Here is an 18,756-nt window from a genome sequence, read left to right on the forward strand (position 1 = left end):
CGCTCTCCTCATGTCTGGGTCCGGCCCTCGGTCGTCGCAGCCGCGGGCCGGTGCCGGCGGCGGGCCTTGTACACCTCCAACTTCTCAGTAAGCGCTCACTTATGCAAGATGGTCCGGGAGGTCGATATCGACGGGTTCGGACCGACGGCCGATGTGAGCGCGTGACGCGCTTCACGGACCCGGCGACAGCGACGGCGCTCCGGCGGCCGCCGGTAACCCTCGCCACCGGACTCCGGTCGCCGGACGATCGACCGCGCTCGGCCGGTGCGGCGAGGATCCGGTGCCATGGCCGATTCGGCGCGCGGGTGATCGACGGTGGATTCGGATTCGGCCCGGTACCCGTACTGTCGCCGGGTCAGGGGGCGTCGGTGCGGGTGCGCAGGTGCTCGGCGCGTTGCTCTGCCCGCTCCCATTGCTGCCCGGCCCGGCGCAACAGCTGCTCGCCGCTCGGCCGTCGCGGCGGTCCTGCGCTGATCCTCGGCTTCGGCCAGTTCGGCGCGCAGGCCGGTGACCCGGGTTTGCGCCCCCGCCAGCTCGGCGGCGGCGGAGTCGTGGTCGGTGGCTGCGGAAGTGACTGCGGCGCGGGCGGTTTCGATGTCGGCGAGCGCCTGCTCGAGCTCGCGCCGGGCCTGTTCGCGGCGGGAGTCGGCCGCGACTCGTTTCCGGGAAGGGGTGTCCCGGTGTGCGGCAGGCCCGGATCGGGCGGGCTTGTCCTGCGGCGGGTCCGCGGACGGTGCTCCGCGGTGTTCCGCTGTGTCGGCAGCGGGCCCGGACGTCGTTGCGGCGGGGCCGAAGCCTTCGTAGCTGGCCGCCGTGGCGAGGGTTCCGGCGCGGACGTGGTCGGCCACCGCCGCATCGGCCAGGGCCGCGTGCAGGGTGGTGCCGATGTCGCGCAGGGTCGCGTCGCTCGGAGGTCGTCCGGCGGCCGTGGCGAGTTCGGCGGCGCGGCGGGCGACCGCGTTGATCAGCTGCTGCCGCTGGGTGCTGAGGGTGCGCAGCTGGACGCCGGACAGCCGCCGCTGGGCCTCGCGCAGCTGCTCTCCGAGTTCCAGCAGTGCGTGGACGTCCTCGGGCGCGGCTCGCGCCAGCAGATTCACCGCCTGTGCGGCGGCAGTGGGTCGACGCAACTTCTCGATCGCGGACGCCAGGGTCTTGTCTGCGGCGGCGCGGGCGCGCTGCGCACGCTCGGTGCGCGCCGCCACGAACTCCGCGGGTGGCAACCCGTAGAGCTCGGCGGCGACCTCGTCGAGCGTCATGAGCACTCAGCCTACGTCCGCACCGATCGTCGCCGGTGCGGACGGTCGTCCCGGTTCGGCGCGCCGCGGATCCGGCAGTCCGGACACCACCTGCGGGGTCACCGGCAGTGTCGCGAGTGCGGGCTCACGGCAAGAAGGACTCGCGGTGGGTGGCGACCCAGTCGGCGAAGCTGCGGGCCGGGTGGCCGGTGATGCGTTCGACGGCGTTGGTGACCAGCGGGGGTGTGTCGACGGCCGTGGCCGCCACGTCCAGCAGCACTTCCAGGACCGCCTCGGGCATGGCGGGCGGACGGGTGGCCAGGGCCTGTGCCCGGTCGAGTTCGTCGATGCGCAGCGGGCGGCCGATGGTCTCGGCGACGGTGGCGACGGCGTCGCGGACCCGCAGCACCGCCGGGCCGGTCAGCACGTGCCAGCGGGCGCGGTGGGTGTCCCGGGTGAGCAGGTCCGCGACGACCTCCGCGACATCGTCGAGGTGGATCGGGTTGATCTGCGCGTCCGGGTAGGCGAGGGCGAGGTGGTCCCGCTCGCGAATCTGCGCGGCCCAGTCGCGGCGGGCGTTGGTCGCCAGCCAGCTCGGATAGACGATCGTGGCGGGCAGGCCGCTGCGCTGCACCCGGTCCTCGGCCGCGCGGTGGATGTGGCCGATCAGCCGGTCGTGCTCACCGGCCTCGAACGCGGCCGGCGACGACAGCAGGACGACATGCCGGACCCCGTGATCCCGCGCCGCGGCGAGGAACGTCTCGCAATCGCCCCTGGTCGGGTAGAGGAACAGGGTGTCGACGCCGGTGAGGGCGGCGTCGGCGGTACGCGGGTCGTCGATGTCGAGTTCCACGAGCTCGACGCCGCCGGGGGCCGGGGGTCCGTCGAGCGTGCGGGTCGTGCCCCGGACGTGGCGCCCGGCCGCCGCGAGCAGCGTGGCGACCCGGCCGCCGATGCCGCCGCGGACACCGGTTACGAGAATGGTCATGTCGGTCCTGTCGGGAGGGATCGCCGGAGACTCCGACGCAGAGCAAAACAGCTTTGCAAACAAAGGTATTTGGAGGGTGGTGCGGTGTCAACCAATGCCGGGCTCGGGCCGGACGGCGAACTGGACGCGTCGGTCCGGGAACTGCTGTTGCTGATGCCGCGCATCATGGGCCGGGTCAAGCGCCTGCCGGTACCCCCCGAGTTGCGGACCATGGAGCTGACCCCGCGTCACCTGTCACTGCTGTCGCTGTTGCTGTTCGACGGCGCGATGACGGTGAACGAACTGGCGGCCCGCCTCGGTGTGGCCCCGACGACGGTGAGCCTGATGGTCGGCGACATGAGCCGCAAGGGCATTCTCACCCGCCACGAGAACGACAGCGACCGCCGGCGCAGGATCATCGGGATCGCCGACGCGCATCGCCCCGCCATCGAAACCTGGCTCGCGCCCGGCGCGCACGCCTGGCGCCGGGCCCTGGCGCCGCTGACCCCGGCGCAGCGCCGCCTGTTCGTCGACACCCTGCTGGCGTATCACCGGGAGACAGAACAGGTTTGAGACAGCGCCGCTGAACCATTTGTACGACAACCGCGTTCGATCGATTCGACCCGTACTGCGGCCGTCGGCGCTGTACGATTGCCGTACGTGGGGTGTCCGGTCATCCGGCCCCGCGTTATCGCCTTTCGCCGTGAAGCATTTCTGTCGCAACGGAATACACGCAGAATCGAAAGGATACGGTCATGTCCGAAATTCGCCCGGACCAACTGCGTCTGCTCGCTCCCGATCAGGAAGCCGATGTACTCGCGGTCGTCGACGACCTGCTCACCGGAGACGCCACCGGCGTCCCCGCCTATCTGGCCGAGGACATCGCCGCGATCCGGCCGCTGTCCCGGTTCGGCCAGGTGAAAATACCGGGCGCCGGCGGCGTTCTGCTCGACGCCATCGCCGCCTGGCCGCTCACCGGTGGCCCGCACCCGTTGATCGTACTGCCCGCCGGACTCGATCCGACGGGCTGGAAGATGTACTCGGGAGCCGTGATCAGGCTGCTGCTGCGCCGCTACGCCGTCGTCGCGTACACCGAGCGCGGACTGCCCGGTTCCGAGGGAGAGCTGACCGTGGCCGGTCCCGAGGATGTGGTCGACGGCAGCCGGGTGATCGATTGGGCGCTGGCGCATCCCGACCTCGACGCCGATCCCGAGCGGATCGGCATGGCCGGAATCTCCTACGGCTCCGGCATCAGCCAGCTCGTCGCCCAGGCCGACCCGCGGGTGAGAGCCGTTGTCGCCCTGAGCACCTGGGCCGACCTCGGCGAGGCGCTCTACAGCGACCACACCCGCCACATCATGGCCGCCGACGCGCTGGCGAGCATCAGTGAACATCCCAGCGCCGAATTACTGGACGTGCTCCGGGCTTTCCGGGAGAACGTCGATATCGACCGGGTGCTCGAATATGCCCGGCGCCGTTCGCCCGCGGGTATCCCGCCGCACGAACTGCGTTCGGTGCCCACTTTTTTCACCAGTTACTGGCACGAGACGATCTTCCCGCAGAATCAATTGCTGGACTATTTCTCCCGATTCCCCGGACCCAAACGCCTCGATCTGGCCGTCGGCGACCATGGCGCGGTGGAGATTCCGGGTCTGCTGCTGGGTGTCTACACCCGCACCACCGAGGCCGCCTACGACTGGCTGGACCGTTACGTGCGCGGCGTGGACAACGGCATCGACAGCGACGGTGCGGTGCACACCGAGACCATGTACAGCTTCACCATGACCGCGTCCCGCGACCTGGCGTCGTGGTCCGAGCCGGCCCGGTCGTATCACCTCGCGCCGCCCACCGGCGAAAGCCGGGACGGCAGATTGGTTTCCGAGCCCACGTCGTTCGAACAGACCATCCGGGCCGGTGATCCGCACGTCCACGCCGTGAATCAGCTGGTGTTCGACGGCTTTCTGGAGCGGCTGCTGATGCCGGTGCGGCAGCAACTCGCCGACGTCGACCGCACCACGGCCGCGGTGTGGCGGACTCCGGCGCCGTTCCTGAAACCACGCCACCTCGCGGGCATTCCCGAATTCCGGATCACGGTGGGCACCTCCGGCGCGGCCGTCACCGTCGTGGTCTATCTCTTCGACTTCAACCCGCTCACCGGCAGTCTACGCATCGTCACGCATGCGCCCGCGACCGTGCACCCCACCGCACCCGGACAGCCGGTCCCGATCGAAGTGCGTTTGCAGGCAACCGATTACCGCGTTCCCCTCGGCCATCACCTCGTCCTCGTCCTCGCCACCGAGGATCCGCTGTACGCGGGCGAGACCGAACCCGGCGACACGGTGACCCTGTCCGGCCCGGGGCGCCTGGACCTGCCATCGGCGTAATGATCGGCGCGGCCGGAAGCGCCGGTGGCGGACGGCGACCGGCCGAGGCCGGGGTGCGGGCGGGGCCGGCTGTCCGCAGCGGCGCGATGGCGCCACTCGGGTCAGCACACCCCTCAGGTCCGCGCCGCACGGCGCCAGGCGGCGGTGCGGAGCAGCCGTAGCCCGTTGAGGCCGACGACGACGGTGGAACCTTCGTGCCCGGCCACCCCGAGCGGAAGCGGCAGGGTGCCCACCAGGTCCCAGATCACCAGCGCGCCGATGAAGGTCGCGGCGACAACGAGATTGGCGGTCACGATCCGGCGGGCCCGCCGCGACAGCGCGACGACGGCCGGGACGGCGGTGAGGTCGTCGCGGATGACGACCGCGTCGGCGGTCCGGAGGGTCAGGTCCGAGCCCGCGCCACCCATCGCGATCCCGGTGTCGGCGGCGGCCAGGGCGGGGGCATCGTTGAGGCCGTCACCGATCACCGTGACCGTCGCCGGGCGGGCCTGGAGTCGCCGCACCTCGGCGACCTTGCCGTCGGGCAGCAATTCGGCGCGGACGTCGGTGATCCCGAGCCGGGCGGCGATCCGCTCGGCGCCGGCCCGGTTGTCTCCGGTCAGCAGGACGGGTGTGGCGCCGGTCAGCCGCCGCGCCGCCGCCACCGCGGCGGCCGCCTCCGGGCGGGCCTCGTCGGTGATCGCCAGCACCGCGACCGGGCGGGGCCCGCAGCGGACCACCACTGCCGTGTGGCCCGCGGATTGCACGGATTCGACAGCGGCGGAGGCACTCTCGTCGTCGCGGAGCAGCGCCGCGGGCGAGCCGACGGCGATGTCGTGACCGTCGACCCGGGCGGTCACGCCACGACCCGGATGTGCGGCGAAATGCGTGGCGGGGGCGGGGGACAGCCCACGCTCGCGCGCGGCCCGCATGATCGCCGCGGCGAGCGGATGCTCGCTGGGATGTTCGGCCGCGGCAGCCAGCCGCAGCGCCTGCTCCGCATCGAATTGCGAATCCAGGACCCGGATCTCGGTGAGTTCCGGGGCGCCCCGGGTCAGGGTGCCGGTCTTGTCGAACGCCAGACATGTGGTGGCGCCGAGCCGTTCCATGACGACGGCCGACTTGACCAGGACGCCGTGGCGGCCCGCGGTGGCGATGGCCGCCAGCAACGGCGGCATCGTCGCCAGCACCACCGCGCACGGCGACGCCACGATCATGAACGTCATGGCCCGTAACAGAGCCCGGCGCAACGGATCACCGGCGAGCAGCGGGATCAGGAACACCGCGACGGTCACCGCCACCATCGCCGTCGAATACCGTTGCTCCACCTTCTCGATGAACAACTGGGTGCGCGCCTTGGTTCGTCCTGCCGACTCCACCAGCGCCGCGATGCGCGCGACCACCGAATCGGCGGCGCGGCGATCGACCCGGATCCACAGCGCCCCGGTGCCGTTGACGGTTCCCGCGAACACCTCGTCGCCGGGGACCTTGTCCACCGGCAGCGGCTCGCCGGTGATGCCGGCCTGATCCACCTCGCCCGCGCCGTCGATCACGGTGGCGTCGGCGGCGATTCGGTCGCCCGGCCGGACCATCAGCACATCCCCGGGTTCGAGCGCGGTGACCGGCACGGGCTCCTCGCCGTCGGCGGTGACCCGAATCGCGGTGTCCGGGGCCAGGTTCAGCAGCCCGCGCACGGAATCCTCGGTGCGGGCGGTGGCCAGCGCCTCCAGAGCGCCGGAGACGGCGAAGATGACCACCAGCAGCGCGCCGTCGGTGACCTGCCCGATCGCCACCGCGCCCACCGCGGCCACCACCATCAGCAGGTCCACGTCCAAGGTCTTGTCCCGCAACGCCTTCAGCCCCGCCAGAGCGGGTTCCCAGCCGCCGGTGGCGCAGCAGGCCAGGTACGCACCCCAGCGCAGCCAGGCCGGGCCCCCGCTCGCGTGCACCGCCAGGCCCGTCACGAACAGCGCCAGCGCGGCCGCCGCCCAGCGGACCTCCGGCACCGCGAACAGTCCGGTCCGGGCCACCGGCCGGGTACGCGCCGGGCCGAGCGGTACCACCGTCGGTGCGACCACCGAATCACCTCCACCGTGCGGAATTCGTCCGCTTCCGAGAATAACTGAAGACATGAACGTCTCTTCATATATATGGTGTGGGGTAGGCTACACCGATATGGGACACGGAGTCGAGGGCCGCGACCGACCGGTCGCGCGACTGGACGCCGACGCCGCTGCCCACGTCGCCACCACATTGCAGGCGCTCGCCACTCCCAGCCGCCTGCTGATCCTCAGCCGGTTACGGCAGGGGCCGCTGCCGGTGACCGAACTGGCCGAATCGGTCGGCATGGAACAGTCCGCCGTTTCGCATCAGCTGCGCCTGCTGCGCAATCTCGGCCTGGTCGTCGGCACCCGCACCGGTCGCAGCATCGTCTACAGCCTCTACGACAACCACGTCGCCCAACTGCTCGACGAGGCCGTCTACCACAGCGAACACCTCCGGCTCGGGCTCACCGACCAGCCGCGGACCGCCGGCTGAACTCGGTGCCCGGCGTCCTCGGCGGTGCGCCGCTGTGAGGCGTACAGCGCCGCCTGGCGAGGCGTTCCATGAGCGGCCGCTGCTTCGCGGGGCCGGAACGCGGATGTCACGGCGGCGGGGCGGTGAAGCGCAGGATCTCCGACAGCGGCAACCGCGGGGTCGGCGCCGGTTCGTCCCGGTCGTCGGGCGCGGTCCCGACCCGGACCAGCACCTGGGGCTGCCGGGCCGCGCCGAGCAGGTCCGCCACGATCGCGCGGCTGCGCGGATATTCGATGACGTGGGTCAGCGGACAGGTGGAGTAGCCGGCCGCCGTGCACTCCAGCAGCACGGTCGACAGCGCGGTCCCGCAGCGCAGCACCTCCGCCGTGTCGTCGGTCTCGGTGGACAAGGCGAGCAGGGTGGACCGGTCGGCGGGCTGCTCGGACCGCCGCGGCGCGCCGGTGGTCGCCGGCAACGCCCGTCCCACCGGCACCCGCACCTGTTCCTCGGCGCTGGTCAGCGCGTCCGCCGGCACTCCGGTCGAGCCGATGACATGCCCTGTCCACCACTGCAATTCGGCCTGGTATCCGGCATCGTAGCGGCGCAGATCGGCGGTCAGCTGCGACGCCCGGGCCAACGCCGGGCGGCTGTCCTCGGGCAGCACGTCGAGCACGGCGTCCGCCGGATCGATGATCGACCGCAGCACGGCCTCGAAATCGTCCCAGTTCGCGGGCGCGGCGAACGGCAGCCGGTCGGTGTGCCGCCGCGGGATGGCGGCGGCACGGTCCAGGTCGGCATCGGTGACGATCCGCGCCGGGGCGAAGCGGACCGTCGCCAGATGGTCCCGCCGATTCGGGTCCGGCAGCCGGTCGATCGACGTCCGCCATCCGGACGCCGCCAGCGCGGCGCACAGATGCCCGAGCGAGATGCCGCACCCGAGCACCAGTTGCCGTCCGCCGGCATCGGTATTGGGCAGCGATCGCTCGCGGACCGCGAACAATTGCAGGGTGCCGCCCTCGAAGACCCACAGCCACGGCTGACTGTTGTGCAACGAGGGAGCGCGACCGGCCAGCAGGACCGCCTTCTCGACGACTTCTCCGGAAGGGACACTGTTCATGGTGTCCACGGTAGGAGCCCGGCCGCACCCCGCCGAGGGTCTTAGGACCTCGATCATCGGCCGCCGTCCCCGACCGGGGCCGCTGCGATCCGGGAATGACGGATCGTGACACGGACCCCGGAACCGGACGCGAAGGTCACGGAACGGTCCCCGCGCTCAGTAGTAGATCGGCCCCGGGACCCCGCCGCCGGCCGCGATCGCGTCGCCGGTGACGGCGACGCTGCGCGGGGAGGCCAGGAAGGTCACCACGGCGGCGACGTCCTCGGCATCGATGATCCGCCGCAACGAGTTTCGCGCCAGGTCGCGTTCCAGCTCGGCCGGCGGGGTGCCGGATTTCGCCGACTCCGTGGCCAATCGCTGGGTGAGCCGTTCGGTTCTGGTCAGGCCCGGATGCACCACCGTCACGTTCACGCCGTGCGGGCCGAGTTCGTCGGCGAGATTCTTGGTCAGCGCCGAGACGCTGACGTTGCGGATCGTCTGCGCGATCGAATTCGCTTGCCGCGCACCGAGTCCGCTGATGTTGACGATCCGGCCCCAGCCCTGCGCCACCAGATGCGGCGCCACCGCGCGGGCCGTGCGCAGATATCCGAGCACCTTGATCTCCACCTCGCGCCGGACCAGATCGTCATCGGTCCCGGCCAGATCGGTGCTCGCGCCCGCACTCCACGGCGTCGCGGCCGAATTGACCAGGATGTCGACCCCGCCGAGTTCGGCGACCGTGCGTTCCACCAGCCGCCGCACCTGTTCGTCGTCGCCGGTGTCGGTGGGGACGGCGAGCACCCGCCGCCCGGTCTCCCCGGCCACCGCCCGCGCCGCGGCCTCGAGTGGTTCGGCCGAGCGGGCCGCGATCACCACGTCGACCCCTTCGGCCGCCAGCGCCCGCGCCACGGCCAGTCCGATACCCCGGCTACCGCCGGTCACGATGGCGCGTTTTCCGTCCAGATCCAGATTCACCGGGCGACGGTAACAAGCCCGCGCCGATCGGTCACCGATGCCGCTCGGGCTGATCCGAACTCGGCTGGCGTCGATGCGCGGGCAGGTCGCCCGGGCCGAGCGCGAACCGTCCTGACCCGCACGGCGGTCCGGCCGCGCCGAAGGTGTGGGTCCGGGACACCACCGAGGGTGTGGACGGCATGACCCTGGGGTGTCTGGCCACCGCGGCCGTCGCGCCGGACACTTCTTGTGTCGGACAACGAATCCCGAAGATCCCGGCAGAGGAGAACCACAATGTTCGCGAATCGTGCACGCGCGGTGTTGGTGGCGGCGATCACCGCCGCCGGTGTCCTGGGTGGTACCGCGGCCGCGCAGGCGGATGCCCCGGGCGCCGTCGTGCAGGCGCAGCCGATCGACGTTCTGCTGCCCGGCATCGGGGAGTACGACCACAAGTGGCAGGGCCACGACCGCAGCATGGAGCTGTACTACGACGGCCTGGGCACCATTTCGCTGTTCACCGGTGCCGCCGACGGTGAGCAGTGGAACGTGCAATGGGTCCGCAACGACGCCGCGGGCGACGTCACGATCACCTTGCAGGACCGGACCGCGCTGTACGGCGCCGGCACCGGCGGCGCGCTGAGCTCCGGCGTGTTCTGGAAGGCGGCGCTGGTCACCGCACCCGACACCGAGGTCACCGTGCTGCACTTCGGCAACCACAGCGACGCCTCGGTGAACGACTCGAACGTCGGCTACTTCTGGTGCTCGGAGTCCTACGGCACCAGCAGCGTCTGCGGCGCCTGAGGCACCGGAAACCGTTGCGCTGCCGTCATTGTGCGGACGGCAGCTGTTCGGGGAACACCGTGAAGTGGCGGACGAACCCGGACAGCACCGGCAGTTCGTCGGGGGTGGTCCAGTCGCCGAGCAGGTCGGTGGTCACCGTGTCGCTGTAGAGATAGCGGCCGTGGTGCGGATTGTCGAGGTCGTAGGCGTCCAGATAGATACGCCAGCGGCCGTCGGGGAGCGGGATCAGGCATTGCCCCTCCCGGGGATCGCCCTCGCCCGGCCCACCCCAGTGCGCCCAGTTGCCGGTACGCACCAGGCTGTACGGCCCGACCGGGTCGTCGGCCACCGCGACCTCGACGTTCTTGGTCGATTCGTTCTTGACGAAGGCGTGGTAGAGCCCGCGCGACCAGACGATCGTGGTGTCGATGTACCCGAGACTGCCCGCGGCGGGATCGAGTCCGAGCAGCGGCACCGGTGCCGCCCACTGCTCCAGGGTGAGCGTGCTGCGGGTGGCGGTCATCAGGTGCGGCCGGAAGCCGGTGCCGTCGTCGATGTTCACCAGGACGTGCACCCGCTGCCGGCCGTCCACGAACCATTCCGGGGCCCAGGTGTGGGCGACATTCGGCAGCGGCACCGGGTACTCGTACAGGAAGGTCCAGTCGATCCGGTTCCTGCTGCGGGCGAATCCGATGGTGTTGCCGTCCCACGCGGTGGTGTAGGTCAGGTAATAGGCGCCGTCGGTGTGGCGGAACACGCTGGGGTCGCGGCACAGGCCCTTCTTGTCGGTGGCCGCCGTCGCCGGGGTGTCGGCGGGGTCGGCCTCGGGCGGCCGGTAGGCGGCCGCCCGGACCAGGGTGAAATTCGTGGCATCGCTGGATTCGTAGACCCACACGTCGGTCTGGCTGGTGTTGGTGAACGCCGTCATCGTGTACCGCATCGGTGGCATCGTGGCTGCCGCGTGTCCCATCGTCACCACACCCAGAGGTAGCCGGGCGGCCAGTGCCAGCACAGTTCTGCGAGACAGCCGACTCGATGTCATCCCCCGAGTATTCAACGAGCAAACCCTGTGGGACCGCTGACGCACCGGCGCCGGAGCGCCGTGTGGTGATCGCGACGAGGTCGTTACCGCCTCGCGGCCTCGGGCCCGGCGCCGGGTCAGTTGGTGATGCGCCCGCCCGCCACGTCGATGGTCAGGCCGGTCAGGTACGAGGAGACGTCGGAGGCGAGGAACAGGGCGGTCTGCGCGACGTCGCCGGTGGTACCCAGGCGTCCGAGCGGGTGGCCGGCGGCCACCTGCCGCTGGACCGCCTCCGGCATGTTCGCGGCGGACTTCTCGGTCAGGATCGAGGAGGGCGCGATGGTGTTGACGCGCACACCCGCGGAACCGATCTCGGTGGCCAGATGCCGGCCGAGCATGGTGAGTCCCGCCTTGGCGGCCCCGTAGGCGAGGTTGGCGCGGCTGGGCTGACGGCCGGAGGCCGACGACATCAGGATGATCGACCCGCGGCAACGATCCAGCATCATGGGCAGGAAGGCGTGGACGGTGAGGAAGGCCGAGGTGAGGTCGGCCTCGAGGACCGCCCGCCAGCGTTGCGGGGTGAGCTGCGGTGACGGCACCGGGTAGCCCTCGCCGCCGGCGAACGCCGCGAGGATGTCCACCGGGCCGAGGTCGGCCGCCACCACCGCGCGGAGATGTTCGAGCGCGTGCTCGTCGGTGACGTCGGTGACCTCGGCGACAGCGGTGCCGCCGGTCGCCCTGATCCCGGCGACGACCGCGGCGAGTGCGTCCCGGTCGCGGCCGACGACGCAGACCGCGACGCCCTGCGCGGCCAGCGAGCGCGCGGTCTGCGCGCCGATGCCCCGCGAGCCGCCGGTGACGACCGCGATTCTGCCGTCGAGGTCCGGATAGCTGCTCTTCATGGGAAATCCTTTGTGGTGGAGCGGTTTCAGGCGGTCCGGCGGGGGCGGTGCAGCGGCAGTACGGCCGCGGCGGCCAGCAGCCAGATCAGACCGCCGAAACGGACGATCGGCAGCAGATAGGTCAGGGCCCGCACCAGCAGGCCCAGGCTGGCGACCTCGGCGACCAGCGCCAGGGCCAGGCCGATCAGGGCCAGCGGGGCGGGCAGCAGTCTCGCGAGCAGTCCGGGCACCGCGATACCCGCCACGAGCAGGCCGAACAGGGTGGCGAAAGCCGGGCCGCCCGCGACGAAGCCGAGGTCGGCGAGGGCCTTGGCCAGCGCCGGTGTGCTGTCGGCGCCGAGCCGGCCCGCGGTCCAGGCGAACATCGCCGACAGCATCAGCGTGCTCGCCGCCAGCGCGCCGCCGACCAGGGCGATGGCCGAGCCGGGGGCGGTGATGCCGAGCGCGCGCAGCCTGCGGTAGGTCACGGCGCTGGTGATCGCCAGTGGCACAGCGGATCCGAGCATCAGGAAGGCACCGAGTTTCAGTGCGCCCGCATGGTCTCCGTCGTAACGCAGGACGTCGAGCGCGGTCGCGTCGGGATGCGGCGTGGATCGGTTGACCACGACGTAGGCGATGGTCAGCACCGCGAACACGGTGGCGGGTAGCCACAGTGGCGGTCCGGACTGCGGGCGCCGGGTGGGGGTGGGGTGTTCCGGGGCGGTGGCGGTCATGGGGTCCTCCGTTCGAGCGGATTCGTATACTAAATATAATGATTACAATCTGTAACGATTGTCAAGGTGATACGATCCCGAAGTGGAAACGAATCCCGAGACGGGTGGACCGCCGCGCGGTGGCGGCGTCGGATTCCTGCTGGCCCAGATCGGGGCGCAGGCGACGAGCCGCTTCGCCGAACGGGTGGCCGCGCTCGACCTGACCCCGCCGCAAGCGGGCCTGCTGCGGCTGCTGGCGGTGTCGCCGGGTCGCAGTCAGCGCGAACTGGCCGACGCGCTCGGACTGCCGCCGAGCCGATTCGTCCCGTTCGCCGACACACTCGAGCGGCGCGGGCTGATCGAGCGCCGCCGCAATCCCGACGACCGCCGATTGCACGCGGTGTACCTGACCGGCCAGGGCGAGGAACTGCTCGGGCGGCTGCGCGAGGTGGGCATGGCGCACGAACAGGCGATGTGCGAGGGATTGGATCCGGGCGAACGGGAACAGTTGCGGGGCCTGCTGCAACGGGTCGCCGCCGCGCAGGGGCTGACGCCGCTGCTGCACCCCGGGTTCTCGTCGCTGTAGTTTGCCGAAAAGTATCCGGTGGTCCGGTGCCGAATGTTCTGTGACCCGAACTCGATCGGCCGGGTACCCGTCCGCACCGGGAGGACCAGCCCTGATTCTTATATTGGGATTCACGTTCAACGGATTTCGTGTGGTTGCCGATTTTGCGCGGTCGTCACTTTCGGGTTACGGTCGTAGCAGCGAAGGGGAGTAGCTCCCCGGCCGCGGCGGATTTCCGGCGCGGCCGGGCGGACGGTCGACATGCTGGCGCCACCTGGTGGTGCCCGGTCGTCCACCGCGGGCCACCGAATCGGTGGCCGGTCGGCGAGCGAGACCTTCGGACGACACTCCAGTGGTCGGCCGAAGCAACCCCTTTTCCCGGTTCTTCGGCCCGGCTGTGACACCGAAGGACATCCTCGATGAACCACGGCACTACCCGGCCCGAGACGACGGCGGCCGGCCCGCGCGTGCTGATCCGGTCCCTGCTGATCGCCGCGGTGTTCATCCTGCCCGCGGTGGTGCTGCGGGTCTCCGGCGCGCATCCGGACGCGGTGGTGTCGCTCGCGCTCTACGGCGCCGCGGTGGTCGCGGCCAGCTTCCTGCTGGCCTGGGCGGCCGAGGCCGCGCAGGTCGACGTCTCCGGCGGGCTGGCCATCGCCGTGCTCGCACTGATCGCGGTGCTACCCGAATACGCCGTCGACCTCTACTACGCCTACACCTCCGGCCACGACCCGGCGTACGTGCAGTACGCCGCGGCGAACATGACCGGATCCAACCGCCTGCTGATGGGCCTGGGCTGGCCGGTGGTGGTGCTGATCGGCGTCGCCGTCGCGAATCGGGCCGGTGGGCGCAGGGTCCGGGAGCTGATCCTCGAACCGGGCAGCCGGGTCGAACTCGGCTTCCTGCTCATCGCCGGTATCGCCGCCTTCCTGGCCCCGGCGACCGGGCACATCCATCTGGTGTTCGGGCTGGCGCTGCTGGCCTGGTTCGGGTTCTACCTGTACAAACTCACCCGCGGCGAGGTCGAGGAGCCGGATCTGATCGGCACCGCGGCGGCCATCGGCGCCCTGTCCACGCGCACGCGGCGCGCGACGGTGGTGGCCATGTTCGTGGTCGCGGCGGTGGTGATCCTGGCCTGCGCCGAGCCGTTCGCCAACTGCCTCGTCGACGCCGGCACCGAACTGGGTGTCGACCGCTTCCTGCTGGTGCAGTGGCTGGCTCCGCTGGCCTCGGAGGCCCCGGAGTTCGTGATCGCCAGCATCTTCGCCGCGCGCGGCAAGGGCACCGCCGCGCTGGCCACCCTGGTGTCCAGCAAGGTCAACCAGTGGACGCTGCTGATCGGTTCGCTGCCGATCGCGCACCTGGCCGGCGGTGGCGGAAGCAGCCTGGTCCTGGATTCCCGCCAGACCGAGGAACTGCTGCTCACCGCCGCGCAGACCCTGATGGGTGTGGCGGTGATCCTCGGTCTGCGCTTCCATCGCTGGGCCGCCTGGACGCTGCTGGCGCTGTTCGCGATCCAGTTCCCCGTCACCGGCACCCACGGCCGCCTGATCCTCACCGGCGTCTACCTGGTGATCGCCGCCGTCGCCCTGATCGTCAACCGCCGGCAGCTGCGCGGCACCCTCACCGCGCCGTTCCGCACCCGGGACGAGGACCAGCCCGCCCCGCCCCGGCCCGTCGCGGCCTCGTGCTGACCGGGCCCGCCGCTACTTTCCGGTCCAGTGTGCCGGGCGCTTCTCCAGGAAGGCCGCGACGCCTTCGGCCACATCGGCGGTCCGCAGCAGGCCGGCGTGGGTGCGGTCGGACAGCTCCCACAGGGCGGACTCGTCGCCGCTGATCGCCGCCTCGGCGACCTTCAGCGAAGCGCGGACGGCCAGCGGGGCGTTGGCGCAGATCTGCTCGGCCATCGCGAGCGCGGCGGGCAGCGCCGCGCCCGGTTCGGTGAGCCGGTTGACGAAGCCGAGCCGTTCCGCGCGCGCGGCGCCGATGGGCTCCGCGGTCAGCAGCAGTTCGCGGGCGAGATTGGGCGGGAAGTGCCGCGCGACGCGGAACGCGCCGCCGAAATCGGCCATCAGTCCGCGTTTCGGTTCGGGCAGCCCGAACCGCGCGTCGGTGGCGGCGACCACCAGGTCGCAGCACAGCACCAGTTCGAGGCCGCCACCCAGCGCGACTCCCTCGACCGCGGCGATCAGGGGTTTGCTCCGGATTCGGGTGATGATCCCGCCGATTCCGCCGCGGGGTGTCGGCTCACCCGGCCCCGACGCCAGATCGGCGCCCGCGCTGAAACACAGCGTGCCGCCGGTCAGCACCGCGCACCACTGATCGGGGTCGTCCTCGAAGTCGTTGAGCGCCTTGTCGATTCCGGCGGTGATGGAGGCGTCGATGGCATTGCGCTTGGCCTCGCGCCGCATCGTGATCACGGTGATCTGCCCGTGCCTGGTGACTTCGACCGTATCCGTCACGTGCCCACTCCGACTCCGGGTCGCGCTCGCGACCCTCTCCGGTCTTTTCTAGATCACCATCCGGAGCCCTGTCCACCACGGCCGGGCCGGGCGCTCGACGCGCCGATGCCGGTGCAGCGCCGTGCCGCCGGGTGGCGCCGCCTAGGCTGGGGGACATGCGCTTCGGTTTCAAGACATCGCCGCAGAACACGAACTGGGCGGACATGCTGGCCGTCTGGCAGGAGGCCGACGATATCGAGATCTTCGAATCCGGCTGGAACTTCGACCATTTCTATCCGATCTTCTCCGATTCGACCGGTCCCTGTATGGAGGGCTGGGTCACGCTGACCGCGCTGGCGCAGGCCACGCAGCGGTTGCGGCTGGGCACGCTGGTCACGGGGGTGCACTATCGGCATCCGGCGGTGCTGGCGAATATGGCGGCGACCCTGGACATCGTCTCGGGCGGTCGGCTGGAGTTGGGTATCGGCGCGGGCTGGAACGAGGAGGAGTCCGGCGCGTACGGCATCGAGCTCGGCAGTATTCGCGATCGCAGCGATCGCCTCGAGGAGGCGTGCGAGGTGCTCGTGGGTCTGCTGACCCAGCCGACCACCACCTTCCACGGCCGGTTCTATCAGCTCACCGAGGCGCGCAACGAGCCGAAGGGGCCGCAGCGGCCGCACCCGCCGATCTGCATCGGGGGCAACGGGGAGAAGCGGACGCTGCGCACCGCGGCGCGTTTCGCGCAGCACTGGAACTTCGGCGGCGGCACCGCGGCGGAATTCGCGCGCAAACGCGATGTGCTGTACGCGCACTGCGCGGACGTGGGCCGCGACCCGAAGGAGATCACCCTGTCGAGCCACGTCCGGCTGGGCGCCGGCGGTGAGATCGGCCCGGCGCTGGAGGATATCGCGGCCCTGGGCGCGGAGGGGCTGGATCTGGCCATCGTCTACCTGGCGCCGCCGCACACCCCGGCCGTGCTCGGCCCGCTGGCCGAGGGCCTCGCCACCCTGGACTGATCGCCAAGCCTGGACTGATCGCGCCCCGGCGGACCACTCATCCGGCTTTGTGCAGCCGGGTGTAGTGGCGGCCGGTCGCGATCAGCTCGTGGTGCCGCCCGCGTTCCACCACCAGGCCGTCGTGCAACACCAGGATCTGGTCCGCGGCGGTGATCGTGGACATCCGGTGCGCGATCACCAATGCGGTACGGCCACGCAGGATTTCGACGATGGCGGCGTGCACCGCCGCTTCGTTCACGGCATCCAGCGCGGCGGTGGCCTCGTCGAGGATGACCACCCGCGGTTGCTGGAGCAGCAGTCGCGCGATCGTGAGCCGCTGGCGTTCGCCGCCGGACAGCCGATAGCCGCGGTCGCCGACGACGGTGTCCAGACCCTCCGGCATGGCCAGGACGGTGTCCCGCAGCCGCGCGCGGGTCAGGGCCTGCCAGAGCTGATCGTCGCCCGCGTCCGGCCGGGCCAGCAGCAGATTGGCGCGGATGGTGTCGTGGAACAGGTGCCCGTCCTGCGGCACCACCCCGACGGTCTCGCGGATCGAGGCGGCCGACAGATCGCGGACATCGATACCGGACAGCCGGACCGTGCCCTCGTCGGTGTCGTAGAGCCGGGAGACCAGGGCCGCGATGGTGGACTTCCCCGCGCCGGAAGTGCCCACCAGCGCGGTGATCTCGCCGGGTTCGGCCCGCAGGCTCACCCCGTTCAGGACCGCGGCCGGGTCCGCGGGCGCCGCCTCCGGATCGGCCGGCGCCTCGGAATCCCGTGTCGGATAACCGAATCGCACGTCCTCGAATTCGACGGTCACCGGCCCCTCCGGCACCTGCCGGGCACCGGGTTTGTCGGTGATCGCCGGAACGAGGTCGAGCAGGGCGAAGATCCGCTCGAAGCTCACCAGCGCGCTCGTCAGATCCACCCGGGCGGTGGTCAGCGACGTCAAGGGCGGATAGAGCCGCATCATCAGCAGGGCGAGCGAGACGATCGCGCCCGGAGCGAGATGACCGCTGGCGGCGAGATAGCCGCCGACTCCGTAGACCAGCGCGATGGTCAGCGACGACAACGTCGTCAGGCCGACCGTGAAGCGGGCCTGGGTGATCCCGATCCGCACGGCGACCCGGCGGACCTGTTCCGCGCGCCGGGTGAACTGGCGCGATTCCTGTTCGGGCCGCCCGAACAGTTTCAGCAGCGTCGCGCCTCCGGCCGAGAACCGTTCCGTCATATGCGATCCGAGGTCGGCGTTCAGCTCGGCGGCCTCGTGGTAGAGGTTCCGCAGCCGCGGCATGATCTGCCGGGTGGTGGCCACCAGGACCGGCGCCATCAGCAGGGCGAGCAGGGTGACCGGCCACGAGATCACCGCCATGACGGTCAGGATCAGCACCAGTGTGACGATGTTGAAGATCGCGCCGGAGAGGGTGCCGACGAAGGCCCACTGGGCGGTGACCACATCGGTGTTCAACCGCGAGACCAGCGCGCCGGTCCTGGTCTCGGTGTAGAAGGACACCGGCATCCGCAGCAGGTGATCGAAGAGTTCGGTGCGCAGTTCGAGGACCAGTCCCTCACCGATGGTCGCGGACAGGGTCCGGCTGATCAGGTCGCAGCCGGATTCGGCGACCCCGGCGACGGCCACCGCCACGGCCAGACCCACCACCGTCCTGGGCGCCGCGTGATGGCCGAGCGCGTCGACGATCCGGCCGGTGAGCAGCGGGCTCGCCGTCGCCAGCACCGCCGAGACGATTCCGGCGGTGAGCAGCCCGCACATCATCCGCCGCCGGGTGTCGTTCGCGGCGAAGACGCGGCGCGCCAGCGCCGAAGCCGGAGCTGTCCGTGGCGGGGCGGCGGTCACCATTCGCGGGCGGGACGCACCGCGTCCGCCACGTCGTGGAGCAATCGCACCCGGACGACCCGCCGGCGGTCTCGTGCCCCCGCATTCGCCGACTGCACTGCATGTCCTCCTGTAACACTGCTCGCCCGGCGCTCGTGGCGAGCGCGGGGCCGAGCCCTGTCCCGCGGGTGTCCGGTCGACAGGCGCCGCCGCGGCGCCGATCCGGCTCGGGATCAGGGCGGCGAGGGTGTCCGTCGACCGGACACCCGGTGGGTGACTCTGTCGAGGGTAGTGAATTCCTGTGGCGCGTCCACATATTCGTGGCATGTCTCGGCCGCCGGGATCGCCATGTTCGTGATCTTAGGGATAGGGCCGTCCGTGTGTCCATATACTT

General features: G+C 71.0%; 17 protein-coding genes. 7 read left to right on the plus strand and 10 right to left on the minus strand.

The annotated features are described in order from the left end of the window. Nucleotides 1-95: 95 nt before the first annotated feature. Both LBW94_RS01290 and LBW94_RS01295 read right to left on the minus strand, forming a co-directional pair. Complete coding sequence (locus LBW94_RS01290) at nt 96-1,256, minus strand: hypothetical protein (RefSeq protein ID WP_225055772.1); 1,161 nt, start codon at nt 1,254-1,256, stop codon at nt 96-98. 124 nt (nt 1,257-1,380) lie between these two features. After that, entirely contained in the window at nt 1,381-2,223 is an 843-nt protein-coding gene (locus LBW94_RS01295) for an NAD(P)H-binding protein (protein ID WP_225055770.1), read from the minus strand. An 84-nt stretch (nt 2,224-2,307) separates the two neighbouring features. Here LBW94_RS01295 and LBW94_RS01300 point away from each other — a divergent pair, with 84 nt between their 5' ends. Together LBW94_RS01300 and LBW94_RS01305 are read left to right on the plus strand one after the other, a co-directional pair. Next, a complete protein-coding gene (locus LBW94_RS01300; protein WP_225055768.1) occupies nt 2,308-2,775 on the plus strand; it encodes a MarR family winged helix-turn-helix transcriptional regulator in 468 nt (155 codons plus the stop codon). A 182-nt stretch (nt 2,776-2,957) separates the two neighbouring features. Then, nucleotides 2,958-4,586 carry a CocE/NonD family hydrolase gene (locus LBW94_RS01305; RefSeq protein ID WP_225055766.1) on the plus strand — a complete coding sequence of 543 codons (1,629 nt, stop codon included), beginning with the start codon at nt 2,958-2,960 and terminating at the stop codon, nt 4,584-4,586. A 113-nt stretch (nt 4,587-4,699) separates the two neighbouring features. Here the strand turns inward: LBW94_RS01305 and LBW94_RS01310 are convergent, their stop codons facing one another. After that, nucleotides 4,700-6,643 (minus strand): heavy metal translocating P-type ATPase, encoded by a 1,944-nt coding sequence (locus tag LBW94_RS01310; RefSeq protein ID WP_323137781.1) that lies wholly within the window; start codon nt 6,641-6,643, stop codon nt 4,700-4,702. A 97-nt stretch (nt 6,644-6,740) separates the two neighbouring features. Between LBW94_RS01310 and LBW94_RS01315 the strand changes: the two genes are divergently transcribed. Beyond that, entirely contained in the window at nt 6,741-7,103 is a 363-nt protein-coding gene (locus tag LBW94_RS01315; protein ID WP_225055764.1) for an ArsR/SmtB family transcription factor, read from the plus strand. A gap of 106 nt (nt 7,104-7,209) precedes the next feature. Here LBW94_RS01315 and LBW94_RS01320 read toward each other — a convergent pair whose 3' ends face one another. Together LBW94_RS01320 and LBW94_RS01325 are read right to left on the minus strand one after the other, a co-directional pair. After that, the gene (locus tag LBW94_RS01320; protein ID WP_255633892.1) at nt 7,210-8,199 is read right to left on the minus strand and encodes an Acg family FMN-binding oxidoreductase; all 990 of its coding nucleotides are present in this window, start codon (nt 8,197-8,199) and stop codon (nt 7,210-7,212) included. A 156-nt stretch (nt 8,200-8,355) separates the two neighbouring features. After that, nucleotides 8,356-9,153 carry an SDR family NAD(P)-dependent oxidoreductase gene (locus LBW94_RS01325; protein WP_225055761.1) on the minus strand — a complete coding sequence of 266 codons (798 nt, stop codon included), beginning with the start codon at nt 9,151-9,153 and terminating at the stop codon, nt 8,356-8,358. 273 nt (nt 9,154-9,426) lie between these two features. Between LBW94_RS01325 and LBW94_RS01330 the strand changes: the two genes are divergently transcribed. Then, nucleotides 9,427-9,933, plus strand: coding sequence for a hypothetical protein (locus LBW94_RS01330; protein WP_225055759.1), 507 nt, complete (start codon nt 9,427-9,429; stop codon nt 9,931-9,933). Nucleotides 9,934-9,958: 25 nt separating this feature from the next. Here LBW94_RS01330 and LBW94_RS01335 read toward each other — a convergent pair whose 3' ends face one another. The 3 genes from LBW94_RS01335 to LBW94_RS01345 form a co-directional block, all read right to left on the minus strand. Further along, complete coding sequence (locus LBW94_RS01335) at nt 9,959-10,954, minus strand: glycoside hydrolase (RefSeq protein ID WP_225055757.1); 996 nt, start codon at nt 10,952-10,954, stop codon at nt 9,959-9,961. A 116-nt stretch (nt 10,955-11,070) separates the two neighbouring features. Beyond that, nucleotides 11,071-11,835, minus strand: a complete 765-nt coding sequence (locus LBW94_RS01340; RefSeq protein WP_225055756.1) for an SDR family NAD(P)-dependent oxidoreductase — start codon at nt 11,833-11,835, stop codon at nt 11,071-11,073. A 26-nt stretch (nt 11,836-11,861) separates the two neighbouring features. Beyond that, on the minus strand, nt 11,862-12,548 hold the full coding sequence (locus LBW94_RS01345; RefSeq protein WP_225055754.1) for a DUF4386 domain-containing protein: 687 nt from the start codon (nt 12,546-12,548) through the stop codon (nt 11,862-11,864). An 82-nt stretch (nt 12,549-12,630) separates the two neighbouring features. Between LBW94_RS01345 and LBW94_RS01350 the strand changes: the two genes are divergently transcribed. Beyond that, entirely contained in the window at nt 12,631-13,113 is a 483-nt protein-coding gene (locus LBW94_RS01350; RefSeq protein ID WP_225055752.1) for a MarR family winged helix-turn-helix transcriptional regulator, read from the plus strand. A gap of 398 nt (nt 13,114-13,511) precedes the next feature. After that, a complete protein-coding gene (locus LBW94_RS01355) occupies nt 13,512-14,786 on the plus strand; it encodes a sodium:proton exchanger (protein WP_225055751.1) in 1,275 nt (424 codons plus the stop codon). 12 nt (nt 14,787-14,798) lie between these two features. On the opposite strand, the gene LBW94_RS01360 is transcribed toward LBW94_RS01355, so the two are convergent. Continuing rightward, nucleotides 14,799-15,554: an enoyl-CoA hydratase-related protein gene (locus LBW94_RS01360; RefSeq protein WP_225055750.1), complete on the minus strand. Its 756-nt coding sequence runs from the start codon at nt 15,552-15,554 to the stop codon at nt 14,799-14,801. Between the two features lie 155 nt (nt 15,555-15,709). Here LBW94_RS01360 and LBW94_RS01365 point away from each other — a divergent pair, with 155 nt between their 5' ends. After that, a complete protein-coding gene (locus LBW94_RS01365) occupies nt 15,710-16,549 on the plus strand; it encodes an LLM class F420-dependent oxidoreductase (protein ID WP_225055748.1) in 840 nt (279 codons plus the stop codon). Between the two features lie 37 nt (nt 16,550-16,586). On the opposite strand, the gene LBW94_RS01370 is transcribed toward LBW94_RS01365, so the two are convergent. Next, nucleotides 16,587-18,386, minus strand: a complete 1,800-nt coding sequence (locus LBW94_RS01370) for an ABC transporter ATP-binding protein (RefSeq protein ID WP_225055746.1) — start codon at nt 18,384-18,386, stop codon at nt 16,587-16,589. Nucleotides 18,387-18,756 lie beyond the last annotated feature (370 nt).

It is taken from the genome of Nocardia sp. alder85J (assembly GCF_020176955.2).
GTDB lineage: Bacteria > Actinomycetota > Actinomycetes > Mycobacteriales > Mycobacteriaceae > Nocardia.

Bases quoted from the DNA above. Each gene is read 5' to 3' on its own strand.
- LBW94_RS01305 (WP_225055766.1), top strand. From the start codon at position 2,958: ATGTCCGAAATTCGCCCGGACCAACTGCGTCTGCTCGCTCCCGATCAG.
- LBW94_RS01365 (WP_225055748.1), top strand. From the start codon at position 15,710: ATGCGCTTCGGTTTCAAGACATCGCCGCAGAACACGAACTGGGCGGAC.
- LBW94_RS01335 (WP_225055757.1), bottom strand. From the start codon at position 10,954: ATGACATCGAGTCGGCTGTCTCGCAGAACTGTGCTGGCACTGGCCGCC.
- LBW94_RS01295 (WP_225055770.1), bottom strand. From the start codon at position 2,223: ATGACCATTCTCGTAACCGGTGTCCGCGGCGGCATCGGCGGCCGGGTC.
- LBW94_RS01330 (WP_225055759.1), top strand. From the start codon at position 9,427: ATGTTCGCGAATCGTGCACGCGCGGTGTTGGTGGCGGCGATCACCGCC.
- LBW94_RS01320 (WP_255633892.1), bottom strand. From the start codon at position 8,199: ATGAACAGTGTCCCTTCCGGAGAAGTCGTCGAGAAGGCGGTCCTGCTG.
- LBW94_RS01355 (WP_225055751.1), top strand. From the start codon at position 13,512: ATGAACCACGGCACTACCCGGCCCGAGACGACGGCGGCCGGCCCGCGC.
- LBW94_RS01340 (WP_225055756.1), bottom strand. From the start codon at position 11,835: ATGAAGAGCAGCTATCCGGACCTCGACGGCAGAATCGCGGTCGTCACC.
- LBW94_RS01370 (WP_225055746.1), bottom strand. From the start codon at position 18,386: ATGGTGACCGCCGCCCCGCCACGGACAGCTCCGGCTTCGGCGCTGGCG.
- LBW94_RS01345 (WP_225055754.1), bottom strand. From the start codon at position 12,548: ATGACCGCCACCGCCCCGGAACACCCCACCCCCACCCGGCGCCCGCAG.
- LBW94_RS01315 (WP_225055764.1), top strand. From the start codon at position 6,741: ATGGGACACGGAGTCGAGGGCCGCGACCGACCGGTCGCGCGACTGGAC.
- LBW94_RS01290 (WP_225055772.1), bottom strand. From the start codon at position 1,256: ATGACGCTCGACGAGGTCGCCGCCGAGCTCTACGGGTTGCCACCCGCG.